Source organism: Clostridium sp. (assembly GCF_029258205.1).
GTDB lineage: Bacteria > Bacillota > Clostridia > Clostridiales > Clostridiaceae > Sarcina.
This window is the reverse complement of the sequence record NZ_JARHZJ010000062.1, coordinates 22,375-35,580: the sequence shown is the minus strand read 5'-3', so window position 1 is coordinate 35,580 and position 13,206 is coordinate 22,375. Positions and strand designations below refer to the sequence as shown.

Sequence of the window (13,206 nt, the reverse complement as noted above, 5' to 3'; positions counted from 1 at the left end):
CTCAATTTAAAAGTTTAATCTATACTCATATTACTTATAAAAGAATTGCTGGTTTATGTTAATATCTTCTGTTTAATTTTCAAAGACCATTTCTTTGTCGCTCTCAAGCGACTTTCTTAGTTTATCACCACTTCGAAACTTTGTCAACAATTTTTTTTAAATTTCTCATTTGATATTTTATTGTTGTGTCTCTCGTTGACGAAATTTATCTTACCATTTTAGCTACATTTAATTTAATATATTTTTCTATTTTAAATAAAATATATTGTTATTTCTATATTTTTCTTTTATATACTTACTTTTCCCTATATAGATACACTAGGTATAGTGTCTTATATAGTTTTTACATTGAATATACTTTTCTGTAGAATACTGTGTTATTTTAACATTATATTTTTAGTTTTTATATATACTACACTTATACTTTCTATATAAATATAGATTTTTATATTAATTTATATAGAATTTTCACCTTATTTTTTAATTAGAACTAAAATAATAAATTAAAATGGTCAAATCTAATTTCTTTAGTACTAAATAAAAACCACTTCTTATTATTACATATATCTATTCTCTGACTAAGTTTAAATTATTAGCAAATTCCTCTAAGCTATATTGAACATAATCTGTATTAATTGCTTTTTTACCTATATCCGTATAATATGATGTGTAAAAAGATATTATTAAAAATGCTAACAAAGAAAAAACTACACTTTTTCTAAAATATTTTATAAAAACGATTCCTACTATTAAAGATATAGCTAACCATAATATTTCTGAAGACACATCTATTTTAAATGAATTTATAACTACCATACCTTGCATTATACAAAAAAATAAAATTATACCAGCCAACAATAAAAATACTGTTATTATAGATGAAAATAAATATGCTATGGTCATATTAAAATAGAAATTACCAGTAAAATCTTTTTTAGTTAATATATAAGAAGCAACAAATACATTTATTATTACAAGCAAAATTATTCCTTTATATGTTTCTAAAACAAATTTACCAAAAAAATTAATAAGACTCTCTAAAAATAATGTGATTGAAATATCTCCATTATAGATTCTAGCTTTAGATAATTCTTCTAACTCTATTCCTGATATCTCACTCATGAAATTCAAAACTACCATTCTCATTATTATCATAACTAGAACAAATAATATTATTTGAGCATTTGCTTCTTTCAAAAATTTTTTAGATGATTTTTTACTCATAAGAAATTCCTCCTGTTTTATATTTCAATTAAATTATTGACAAGCAGTCTTAGTCTTAATCACCAAAAATCTATAAGATAAAAATTAAAGACTATTTTTACACTATTTCTTAACCCATAACTTAAAAGTTAACTTAAAATTTTCAAAATATTTGTAGATATTACTAAGGTTTTTAAGGTATAATTTGTTGAAATCAATATAAAACCCTCGAAAAACATATTAAAAATAGGTGATTAAATGAATAAACTTAAAATTATATCTTTATTTATGAGTAGCTTTTTAATAATTGGTACTTTTTCAGCACCATCAATAGCAAAGGCAAATCCTGAAGTTAATAAATTACAAGAAGAGAAAAAACAAATTATAGAAGAAAAAGAAATTAAAAAAGGAAAGCTAGATGAAATTAAAGATAATATTAATGCTAAAGAAGCTGAACTTAATTCAGCTAAAGCAAAAGTTACTGAGTATGAAGATAAAATAAAAACTTTAAATAATGAAATTTCTTCAACTGATTCAGAAATAAATAAAGTAAAAATTTCAATTGAAGAAAATACTAACGAAATTGAAAAAGCTAAAAAAGAACAAGAATTAAAACAAGAGATATTAGGTAAAAGACTTAGAAACGTATATAAATCTAATTTAAGTGATAAGTTCCTATATATGATTCTTGAATCTAAAAACTTTGGAGAATTATTTTCTAATATAGCAAATATAAAAACTCTTGTTAAAACAGATAATAAACTTATTGAAGAGATTGAAGCTTTAAAAAATGACCTTAAAGTTAGAAAATCTAACCTTGAAGCATCTAAATCTACATTAGATAACAAAAAGGCAGAACTTCTTTCTAAAGAAAAAACTCTTAATGAAGTTAAATCTGAACACGAAATCAAATTAGACACTTATAATTCTCAATTAAATGAATTAGAAAAATTAGAATCTGAAAAAAATGCTGAACTAAAAGCATTAGCAGATAGAGAAGATGAAATTGAAAAGGAAATTCAATCATATTTTAATCAAACCCCAAACACATCATTTCCAAGTAATAGTTCATCAAGTGGATTTATAAGACCAGTTGCTTCTTCTACAATAACTAGTTCATATGGTCCAAGAGTTCACCCTGTAACTGGTCAGTATAAAGTTCATACTGGTGTAGACTTTGCAGCTTCAACAGGAACTCCATTTATAGCTGCTAAAGATGGTGTTGTAACTACTGCTGAATATCACCCCGCTTATGGAAATATGGTTATAATAGATCATGGTGGTGGATTAAGTACACTATACGCTCATGCATCTCAATTAAAAGTTTCTGCCGGTCAAAAAATAAAACAAGGCCAAGTAGTTTCTTTAGTTGGTTCTACAGGATATAGCACAGGCCCCCATGCCCACTTTGAAATAAGAATTAATGGACAACATGTAAATCCAATGGATTATATTTAATAGCACAGATAGTCATTTGACTATCTTTTTTTTATTTATACAATTATTTATTAAATTTTAATATAAATAAATTAATTTATCCTATTATTAATTATTAAATAAGTATATTATTAATTAAACACTTGATTTTATAAAAAACATAAAATATAATGAAATCGTTAACAAGATGGATAATTATTTTAATTATATATTTTAAGTAATAAATGAAAGGATAAGATTATGAAAAACTCAAAAATCACAGCAATTGTATTATCAGCAATAATAGGTATTGGTGTTGGAACTGGTGGTACTTTAATCTATGAAAATAATAAAGAAGCAAATCAAATATCTAATTTGGAACAAATAACAAAGGTTAATGCAGTTGAAGAACTTATTAAAGGAAATGTTTTAGCTACTTTATGGCAACAAAATTCAGGAGAAGCAAAAGCTTTAAGATATGAAGCATATAACTCTGGAAAGAGATATATTGATCAATTAACAAAGGAACCTACTGCTAAACCATATGCAGTTACTTTAGATATTGATGAAACAATAATAGATAATTCACCACATGCAGGATATGAAATAAAACATAATGAATTATACTCAAAAGAAAATTTTGGTGAGTGGGTACAAATGGCTGATGCAGCTGCAATAGATGGTGCTAAAGATTTTACTGATTATGCTAAAAGCAAAGGATTTGAAGTTTTCTACGTTTCAAATAGAAATGAGGAAAAAGAACTTGATGCAACTATAAAAAATATGCAAAAATTAGGTTTTGTAAATTCAGATAAAGACCATATACTTTTAAAAACAGATACAAGTAATAAAGATGCTAGATGGAATAAAATCAAAGATAATTATAACCTTGCAATTTACTGTGGAGATAACTTAGGCGACTTCCCTGATGGATACGATAATAAGTCTAATGAACAAAGAAGAGAAATAGTAGATAAAGAAGCTCAATTTTTTGGAACAAAATACATAGTGCTTCCAAATCCAACTTATGGTGATTTTGAAAATGCAGTTTATGGATACGACTTCAAAAAATCTCCTGAACAAAAGCAACAAGATAGATTAAATAGCATAAACTCATTTAAATAAAATTTTAGTAACTAATAAAATATAGTTTAAATCCTTTAAATTAAATATACTAAAAATAAAAAATCTATATTACATTAAGTAATATAGATTTTTTTATTATAATATGTATTAATAAAATCTAAGTACTAAACACCTTAAAATTAATTATGATATTAATAGTTAAAATAGTTTTTAATTATTTAGAGTTAATAATATTTATATTGATTTATCACCTTTGAAATTAGCTATTATTTTTTTGATTTATAATATTCTTTTAATTTTTCACTTTGTTCTTTAACTATAATTTCATCAATTATATTACTAAGTTGAAGAACTTCTTGAGTACATCCATATTTCTGGTATAAACCAGCTAATAAATTTTTTAACTCATTTGTAAGCATCTTATCATACTCTCCCTTTTTACTCTTTAATATCATCTCCTATTAAAACATCATATTTCTTTCTTATAAAAATTTTAACTGCTTTGATAATTTATTAAAATTATTTATATTTAAAGATAAACTACAATTTAAAATAATAAATAATTCTTTAATTATATTCTAAAATTATTTACCTAATTAGTAAATAATTTTTAAATTACAAAATTCGACTATGAATATTTGTTAATTTTATATGAAAATTTATAACATTTACTTTTTTTTAATCATAACTTACTAATAAAATATTAAATTAGCTTTTAATATTTTTAGTTATATTATATATTTTATAATATAACCTATTTTTTTTTATTATAAAAAAAAATTTTAAATTAAAAAAACAACTTAACAATGTAAATAATTTGCATTTTTAATTTAAAATTTCAAAACTTTTTGTTCATAATATTAAAATATATATAAAATTAATATAAACTTTTTTAAAATATTTTTTATATAATAATTATTATACCCAAATATCATTAAAAATTAATATAAAAGACTTATACCAAAATAATCTGATATAAGTCTTTCTTACTTAATTTAATATTAATCATTAAAAATTTTGTTTTTCCAAGAATTTATTGTCTTTCTAGCCTGTCCAATAGTTAAATCTAACTCATCAAATTCAAAACCATCCTTCTCTTTTAAAATCTCCATAAGATGACCAATCCTAGGTAATCTTAAATTAACTTTTCTTATAACTTCCTTCTTAGCAAATACTTCTTTAGGCTTTCCATGTAATATTACTCTTCCTTCTTTCATAACAAAAACATTATCACAATATAAAGGAACAATATCTATATCGTGAGTTGCTATTATTATTGTTATTCCAAGCTCCTTTTGCATTTCTACTAATAATTTCATTATTTCTGAAACACCTATTGGATCTAAACCAGCTGTTGGTTCATCCAATATTAAAACCTTTGGCTCCATAACTAGCACCCCTGCAATTGCTACTCTTTTCTTTTGACCAAAGCTTAAACAATGAGTTGGCTTATTTTTTAATTGTTCTATACCAGTTCTTCTTAGTGCATTATCTACTCTTTTTCTTATTTGATCTTCTGGTAGTTTCATATTAACAGCACCAAAAGAAACATCTTGGTAAACACTTGCTGAAAAAAGTTGATTATCAGGATCCTGAAAAACAATTCCTATAGATTCTCTAAGTTTCATTATTCCTTTTCTTGAATAGTCTATAGGCTTATTGTCAAAAAGTATTCTTCCTGAAGAAGGCTTTAATATACCATTAAAGTTTTGAAATAAAGTTGATTTCCCAACACCATTTCCACCTAATATTGCTGTTACCTCTCCCCTTTTTATATTCATATCTATACCCTTTAGAGCATGAGTTCCATCTGAATAATTATAATTAAGCTCTTCTACTTTTAATATATAGTCTTCCATAAAATCCTCCTACTCTACTTAATAAATATAGTTATTCCTACAAAAATAAGATTAATTATTATAGTTATAATATAAATGTAATTTCTTCTTTTAACATTTTCTTCTAAAACCTTAAGTTCTCCATTATACCCTCTGGATTCTAAAGCAGTATATAAATCATTAGCTCTCTTAAATGAACGTATAAATAGTGTTGATGCAAGAGCACCTAAGGATTTATACGATGTTTTTATATCTCTATATCCAAGCCTTGAATTCTGTGATATAAACATCATTTCTGAAGTTTCTAAAATTATAAATATAAATCTATACACTAAGCTTATTAACTCTATTAAAAAACTCGGCACTTTCAATTTAGATAGAACTGATATTACATCTATCATTGGAGTAGTTAATGATATAAAGTATAAGCAACTTAAAGAGCCAATTACCTTCAAGAACATATTAATCCCTTGAATAAACCCACTTTTTGAAATCCCAATCCATCCATTGAAAATCTTAAATGATACTAAAAACATATCTTGTTTTAATGAATAACTCACAACTATTGTTAGAATACCAATTATCAAAAAAGCTATTGGCACCATCATTAACTTTATAAAAACGCTTATTTTTGTTTTTCCTACTTTCGTTATTAAAAAAATCATAATACTTATTACAAGCATAGAAACAATAAAATTATTTGCCCAAAGACAAACACACAATGTAATTAATGAAAAAAACATTTTTTCTGCTGGATTAATATTTTTTAACTTAGATGAATAAGCGTATTTATCTATGTTTATCATTTACTTCGTCGTTCACTTTCTTTTTACCCTTTAAATATCCTAATCCATATCCAATTATCCCTGCACCAATAGCAGCTTGAAGAGCAAATAATAAACTTTCTATTTCTCCACTAGCTGGTTCAAATACTGGTGAAAACCAGGGTTCATAATTTTCATCAATTTGTGTTATTGCTTCTTCCGCTTGATCATCAGATCCACCAAACTCACCATTCTTAGCTACAAAGAAAGGTATTATTGTAATAAATACAACTAATAAAATTAATATAATATTAGTTAATGTTCTTTTATTTTTCATTATTTTACCCCCTTTGAAAAAATGTTAAGTTCTATTAAATCATCTTTTGCATAGTTTTCTATTGCATTAAAGATTACAACTGTTAATATTCCTTCACTTATAGCTAGAGGAATTTGAGTAACTGCAAATATACCCATAAATTTCATAACTGATGCCATAACTCCTCCAACCTCTGCTGGGAAAGCTAGTCCTAATTGAACTGAAGTAACCATGTATGTTGCTAAATCTCCAAGAGCAGCAGCTAAAAATACACCTAACCATGTTGGTCCATTAAGTTTTTTTACTAATTTATAAAGTCCGTATGACACTAAAGGTCCAACTATAGCCATTGAAAAAGTATTAGCTCCAAGAGTAGTAAGACCACCATGAGCTAAAAGTAACGCTTGGAATAGAAGTACAATAAGTCCTAAAACCGATGCTGCTGTAGGTCCAAATAATATTGCTGCAAGCCCAACTCCTGTAGGATGTGAGCAACTACCTGTAACTGATGGAAGCTTTAATGCTGAAAGAACAAAAGCATAAGCTCCTGCCATAGCTAACAAAATCTTTAGTCTTGGATTATTTCCAACTTTGTTTTTAATAGAAAATAATCCTAACACTATAAATGGTATAGTTATAACTCCCCATGCTATACACCATTTAGGTTGTAAAAATCCTTCCATAATATGCATAGCTGATACACTTCTTGGTATTAATAAAAACATTAATAAAAATCCTATAAATACTTGATTTTTTTTTGACATAATAATTCTACTCCTTAAATTATATTTTTATTTTGTATTCCCGTTTATTATCTTCTTATTTTAAGCTAAAATTTGATTTAACCATTTCCTTATCAAATAAAACAATTATGTAATAAAAACATTTCCATTTATAAATTTAATCTAAATATAAATAACTTTAATTGCTTGTTAAATCAAAACTTTAGTCTTATAATAAAAATCCTCTAGACATTGCGTCTAGAGGTTATAAAAATTCCAAAAAAATATAACTTACCAAAGCACAACACCTCCTATTTCCCGTAGGATTTGATGTTTTAAAAATAGGCAGGTCTTCTGGCTTAAGCATCATCACTTTTTGTTACCTTCCCAAAATATTATATTTCAGTGGCTTAAAAGACAAAAAGCTCCTCTATTACAGCGGCGGGACCGCGTGGGATTCAAACCCAACTTCCCTTTTAATATATAGTTATAAAATTAACTATATAACCTATTTCTAAATATTTAATTTTATAATTCATCTACATTATATAGTATATATATTCCGTTTACAATTACTCTATATGTTTCTTTAAAAAATATGCTATATCTACGATATCATCTAAAATTGCCCTTTTATGACTACATATATTTATTAAATATTAATTGTTAAATTAATCTCATATTATCAGATCAACTTTCAATTAGAATTTATTTAAAATCAAATTAATTCTAAGAAATATTTAAGATAAGCATTACTGTAAATTAAAAGGGATCATTTTAGATAAAATTAACCATTTTAAAATACTAAGCTTTAAACCTATTAATATTTTAAATCTGATTTTATTTAACTTAATGATCCCTTAAAAATTATAATTTTAATTTGTTTTTATTAAATTATATTAATTTAGTATTCTGTGATTTATAAAGTTTATCTCATATTCATCAATAGACCCATCCTTATTTAAATCCATAGAAGTGTTAGTATTAATTCCATAGTTTTTAGAAACCATTGCTAAGTCCCCTATATCAATCTTTCCATTACCATTAAAGTCCCCTGTACTTTCTTCTATTAATAAAGAATTAAATCTTGTAATTTCACTTTCTAAAGATTCCTTAACTGAATTTATTTCCTCTTCAATAGCATCTTCTTTGTTAAACACCTCTTCAGCCTTATTAATTTTAACTGTTAATCCAACCTTAGCACCTTTATGGTATTCACCAACATTAAATCCTTCTACAGCTTCTTCTAGTAAAGATTTACCTTGATTTATTAATTCACCTAAATTAGTCTTATCGACTTCAGGTGTTTCTTTTACTAAAGCTTTTATTGAAGCATCTAAGTCAATTACTATTTGATTTATTTGATTTTGAGTATAATCAGCTTTATTTTTATTAGCTTCATTAGCAACTTTTAATATTTCACTAAATAAATCCCATGATTCAGGTGTATATTCTCCTTCAACTAAAGAGTTTCCTAGAGTCAAAATCTTATTAAAATCTTCAAAATCAGTTGCCCTTAAAGCTAGTCCTTCTTCTGCCTTATTTAAATTTTCTAAGGCCTTATCTATTTTCTTTTGAGATGAATTAGAATCATCTAAAATACTCTTTGCCTCATCTAATGATTCTTTTAAAGTTAAAAAGCTACTTAAAGTGTATTCATCTTTACTTAGTTTTATAAGCTTATCATATTTTATCTTTAAAGACTCATTTACTGGGAATTCAAACTCTTTATTTAAAGTTATTATTTCATAAATATTTGGTGCAACATCTGTCCATTCAATTTTTATTTCATAAATATTACTATAATCACGATTAATAAATTCATTTAAGCTATTACTTAATGTTCCTAATTGAACCCATTTATCAGTTATATTTTCATTTCCATCACCAACTCTAGCCATAACCTTAGCATTTGAAATTGAACTTCCACTTTGAACTATTGTAACCTTTCTAACATCTGTTTTTTCTGATAAGCGATAAGTTATACTTCCTTCAGAAATCTCACCATTATTAGTATTAGGCTTATATGAAGTTGTTAAATTTCCATCTCTTAAATTACTTGGGACAAATCCTCTTTCCTCAATTGGATTTGAAATATAAGTTGGATCATTTACTTTAGGGATATACTCTCCATTATTTATCATAAGCTCATTTATAACTGTCCAACGATGTCTATATGGGGCAGTAAATAATATTCTTACATATCTAGCCTTTTGATTTAAATTATCTCCTTCAACATAAGCACTATCTATTGGAACTATTCCATCTGATTGGTTTCCATGTTTATATCCATTTTGTAATGGCTTAGAAAACATATCTTCTACTCCATTTTCTACTCCATCTCCAATGGTAATAGCATCTGTCCATGTTTTTCCATCTAAAGATAATTGAATTTTACCATCTCTTACATGATCAACTTCAGTATCTAATACAACATATTTTAAATTATCCACAAGAATTTCTTGTCCTAAGTCATAAGTTATAGTATCCCCAGTACTAGGAGCACCTAAGAATTTAACTCTTGTTTTTAAATCTCCATCTACAGCTTTTTTAGCTCCATCATCTCCAACATAAGCATTTACTAATGATGGTTCATAAACTTCATTTGAATTAACTTCAAACTTAGTTAAATTAAAATTAACAGCTTCATTACTTATATTAATTAGCCTTACATATCTACCGTCTTCTAATGTATTTTTATCTGTTATCTCAGTCCACTCAACACCATTCATAGAGCTTTGAAGTTTTAATCCTATATCATTTGAAATTTCAAGATTGATATTACTTAAATCTTTAATGCGATTTAATTTAATACCAATATATTCTCCATGATTTAAGCTTATATTATCTGTAGGTATCAACTTAGTTACATCTTCTTTAGCCAAAGATAATAAATCTAATTCTGTATTTGTATATATATTCTCTTTATTTCCTGCACTTTCTAATTCATCACTAACTATTGCAAATTCTGAGAAAGTAAGCCACTTATTTATATTTTCCATATTAGTAAGTCTTATATATTTAGCTGAAATAGGATTTTCAAAGGTTTCTTCTATAACATCTTTACCAGCTAGAGCCCCTGTTTTATCATACTCTTTTATAGTTGTCCAATTTTCATTATCTAATGAATATTCTAGTTTGAACTTATTCCACTTATCAGAACTTCCTCCCCCATTTTTACCTATTACAAATCTAATTCCATCAAGTTTTATTTCTTTTCCTAAATCTAGACCTATAAATTCTCCTGCTAAAGATGTATCACCATTAAGAGTTTTATACCATACACCAGTATTATCATCTCCATCTAAAAGATTAGCTTCATTTCCTTCATAAACTTGCCAAGATTCACTTCTTATTAAACTCGGATTAAACTCTACACCTGAGTTTAAATCCTCTTTTTTATTTACATTAATATCTCTAACACCTAGCCAAGTATTCTCTCTTGCTTCTGTAGCTATTAAACGAACTCCTCTAACTTTTAAATCTAAATTATCTACTTTTATAGTTCCAGGCATTGTATATTCAACATCCTCTTCTAAATCAATCCATTCCCTTCCATCAACTGTATATTGAATTTTAGCTTTTTGCATTGTATCATTTAGATTTGAATTTGCTCCCATTAGGAATTCAACATTATTTAAAGTTATAGGATTACTATATTTAACTCCTACATAAGTTCCAACATCTATTTTATTTGGATTTTTATAAACTAATTCCGTAATGGAATTATTATCAAAAATATTATCTAGATTTCCTGTTGGAGAATCCTGTCTATTACTTATATAAGTTGCTATTATTCTATTTGGGTCAATAATTGAACTTATGGCAACTGATAAATCTTGACCTATACTCTTTATAAATGGAACGATATGCTGAACTCCAACCTCTGCATACTCAGTATGGTCTACATAATGAAAACCATAAGTTTTTGATTTTTCAAATGAACTTTGTGCTTCTGAATAATTAACCCAAGCTGCTTCATCATCTCCTTCTTCTACTGCAATTGCTGATTTTAAGTATCCAATAGCAGCGTCCATAGTATCACCAAAGCAATTTAACCAATAGATTATTTGATCTCTTGTTCTCTCATTTCCTGGATTATTTTTGTAGTAATCTGATGCCTTTTGAAGTTTTATAAACTCTTCTATTAATTGTAAAGCATCTTCTTTAATACTTTCACTACTATCGTACTTTTTCTTAAATGCATCTAATTTCGGTACTAATTCAACAGATTCTTGTAGTGGTCTGACCCTTCCGTCCATATTTTGGTTTATCATATGCTTACTTATTTCCTTTAAAGCAAGTGAAGAGTTTGTTTCCTCATAAGTTCCATGGTCCATATACTTAAATGAATCATTCCAGTTTTTATCAGCTTCTTCTTTATTATCCCATATATTCCAAGCATAATCTGCTATAGCAAATAGAGCTGACTTATTAGCTTCTGCTTGTTGCATTGGATTTAAAACTATACCATCTATCTTACTTGGATCAACTCCTGGATGTAAGAATGTATCATTTCCTCCCATTATTAAATGCTTTTTAGAATTATCTGAACAAGGCCAGTTAATCCAGAAGAAAGGAGCTCTTCCAGGATTACCACTAGTAGATATATTATTCATGAAGCTATTTGCAAAATTTTCATCTACTTCTCCCCAAATTCTACCTCCAGTCATAACTATACTCACATTATCTTCAGCTTTATTTAACTCTTTTAATTGTACAGAACTTCCATTTCCATAGTAATCTGCTGGACAGAACATTAAATCTGTTTTTAAGTCTTTGTAAGTTGATTGTTGTTCTTCTAGCCATCTTGTTAAATCTGTAAGAAGCTTAACATACATACTAGCTCCTTTAGCTGGTGCTGAAGCGTCATCAGCTAAAATAGCAAACTGTCTAACATCATTTTCTAAAAGTTGAGTGAATTTCTCCTTTATTACTCTTAAATCATTTTGATAATTTTCTTCATTATCAAATCTAACTGGATTATTCATAAATGGATGTAATGCATATACATATCTATTTTTAGTCTCATTGCCAACTTTAGCTAATTTCTTGATTTCAGATAACTTCTCTTCTGGATATAATTCTCTCCACTTACTGTTATGATAAGGATCATCCTTAGGAGCAAATACATATTGATTCAATTTATAATCTCCACCAAATTTCATAAGTTCTTCCCTATCCTCATTAGACCATGGATTACCATAATATCCTTCTATAAACCCTCTATGAGCAACTTCTGCATAGTCATCAGCTCTAAAATTCTGAATTTTATTCCCATCTCTTAACTGATTAAATACATGTTTTAAAGTAGTAACTCCATAGAAAGCACTATCTGTATCCTCCCCAATTACTCCAATTACTCCATCCTTAACACTTACTATATTAGCATCCATTTTTTCATCAAAAAAACTCTCATCATGAGGAATATTTTTATTGAAATAATTATCAACAACTCCTCTTGATTCATTAATACCTACTAAAAAATTTGTTTTTCCTGGTACTATTTCATTTGAAACAGTAGTTTCTAAATTGCTCGCTTCTAAAACCTCATCAACACGTTTTTTAGTGAAATCATCAATTCCATTATCATATACAATATTTATTTCATCACTTATTTGAAATTCTCCCCCACTATAGCTTATTTCTTGTGGCTTTGGATATATTTCATAAAAGTTTTCCTCAATACCATCTGTTGCAAATACAACTAAATTTGATGGTAAAACACTAATTGTAATAGCTGCTAATAATGTAGATGTAATTATTTTTCTAATATTCTTATTCATAACCCTTCCCCCCAAAAAGTTATTTTTAATATTATAACTAAATTGTAATTATTTTACAATAAATAGTATATGTAT

9 protein-coding genes and 1 riboswitch are annotated in these 13,206 nt (G+C 26.5%); of the genes, 2 read left to right on the top strand and 7 right to left on the bottom strand.

Going from position 1 to position 13,206, the window contains the following annotated elements; translation table 11 throughout:
• Positions 1 to 567 precede the first annotated feature (567 nt).
• Entirely contained in the window at positions 568 to 1,224 is a 657-nt protein-coding gene (locus Q1J60_RS08220) for a hypothetical protein (RefSeq protein WP_300260686.1), read from the bottom strand.
• A gap of 237 nt (positions 1,225 to 1,461) precedes the next feature.
• Here Q1J60_RS08220 and Q1J60_RS08215 point away from each other — a divergent pair, with 237 nt between their 5' ends.
• Together Q1J60_RS08215 and Q1J60_RS08210 are read left to right on the top strand one after the other, a co-directional pair.
• Positions 1,462 to 2,661: a murein hydrolase activator EnvC family protein gene (locus Q1J60_RS08215; protein WP_300260685.1), complete on the top strand. Its 1,200-nt coding sequence runs from the start codon at positions 1,462 to 1,464 to the stop codon at positions 2,659 to 2,661.
• Between the two features lie 219 nt (positions 2,662 to 2,880).
• The gene (locus Q1J60_RS08210; protein WP_300260682.1) at positions 2,881 to 3,744 is read left to right on the top strand and encodes a 5'-nucleotidase, lipoprotein e(P4) family; all 864 of its coding nucleotides are present in this window, start codon (positions 2,881 to 2,883) and stop codon (positions 3,742 to 3,744) included.
• Positions 3,745 to 3,971: 227 nt separating this feature from the next.
• On the opposite strand, the gene Q1J60_RS08205 is transcribed toward Q1J60_RS08210, so the two are convergent.
• The 6 genes from Q1J60_RS08205 to nagH all read right to left on the bottom strand — a co-directional run bounded on the left by Q1J60_RS08205 (position 3,972) and on the right by nagH (position 13,131).
• A complete protein-coding gene (locus Q1J60_RS08205; RefSeq protein WP_300260679.1) occupies positions 3,972 to 4,124 on the bottom strand; it encodes a hypothetical protein in 153 nt (50 codons plus the stop codon).
• A 582-nt stretch (positions 4,125 to 4,706) separates the two neighbouring features.
• Positions 4,707 to 5,564, bottom strand: coding sequence for an ATP-binding cassette domain-containing protein (locus tag Q1J60_RS08200; RefSeq protein WP_300260677.1), 858 nt, complete (start codon positions 5,562 to 5,564; stop codon positions 4,707 to 4,709).
• 14 nt (positions 5,565 to 5,578) lie between these two features.
• On the bottom strand, positions 5,579 to 6,349 hold the full coding sequence (gene cbiQ, locus Q1J60_RS08195; RefSeq protein WP_300260674.1) for a cobalt ECF transporter T component CbiQ: 771 nt from the start codon (positions 6,347 to 6,349) through the stop codon (positions 5,579 to 5,581).
• A complete protein-coding gene (locus tag Q1J60_RS08190) occupies positions 6,333 to 6,644 on the bottom strand; it encodes an energy-coupling factor ABC transporter substrate-binding protein (RefSeq protein ID WP_300260671.1) in 312 nt (103 codons plus the stop codon). The genes cbiQ and Q1J60_RS08190 overlap by 17 nt, the downstream gene beginning before the upstream one ends.
• Complete coding sequence (locus Q1J60_RS08185) at positions 6,644 to 7,387, bottom strand: energy-coupling factor ABC transporter permease (protein ID WP_300260669.1); 744 nt, start codon at positions 7,385 to 7,387, stop codon at positions 6,644 to 6,646. Before Q1J60_RS08185 ends, Q1J60_RS08190 begins: the two co-directional genes overlap by 1 nt.
• Positions 7,388 to 7,672: 285 nt before the next feature.
• Positions 7,673 to 7,872: riboswitch (cobalamin riboswitch) on the bottom strand.
• A 372-nt stretch (positions 7,873 to 8,244) separates the two neighbouring features.
• On the bottom strand, positions 8,245 to 13,131 hold the full coding sequence (gene nagH, locus Q1J60_RS08180; protein WP_300260666.1) for a hyaluronoglucosaminidase: 4,887 nt from the start codon (positions 13,129 to 13,131) through the stop codon (positions 8,245 to 8,247).
• Between the last annotated feature and the right edge of the window lie 75 nt (positions 13,132 to 13,206).

Excerpts from the sequence above, each read along its gene's own strand:
- Q1J60_RS08220 (WP_300260686.1), bottom strand. The coding sequence starts at position 1,224 with ATGAGTAAAAAATCATCTAAAAAATTTTTGAAAGAAGCAAATGCTCAA.
- Q1J60_RS08215 (WP_300260685.1), top strand. The coding sequence starts at position 1,462 with ATGAATAAACTTAAAATTATATCTTTATTTATGAGTAGCTTTTTAATA.
- Q1J60_RS08210 (WP_300260682.1), top strand. The coding sequence starts at position 2,881 with ATGAAAAACTCAAAAATCACAGCAATTGTATTATCAGCAATAATAGGT.
- Q1J60_RS08205 (WP_300260679.1), bottom strand. The coding sequence starts at position 4,124 with ATGCTTACAAATGAGTTAAAAAATTTATTAGCTGGTTTATACCAGAAA.
- Q1J60_RS08200 (WP_300260677.1), bottom strand. The coding sequence starts at position 5,564 with ATGGAAGACTATATATTAAAAGTAGAAGAGCTTAATTATAATTATTCA.
- cbiQ (WP_300260674.1), bottom strand. The coding sequence starts at position 6,349 with ATGATAAACATAGATAAATACGCTTATTCATCTAAGTTAAAAAATATT.
- Q1J60_RS08190 (WP_300260671.1), bottom strand. The coding sequence starts at position 6,644 with ATGAAAAATAAAAGAACATTAACTAATATTATATTAATTTTATTAGTT.
- Q1J60_RS08185 (WP_300260669.1), bottom strand. The coding sequence starts at position 7,387 with ATGTCAAAAAAAAATCAAGTATTTATAGGATTTTTATTAATGTTTTTA.
- nagH (WP_300260666.1), bottom strand. The coding sequence starts at position 13,131 with ATGAATAAGAATATTAGAAAAATAATTACATCTACATTATTAGCAGCT.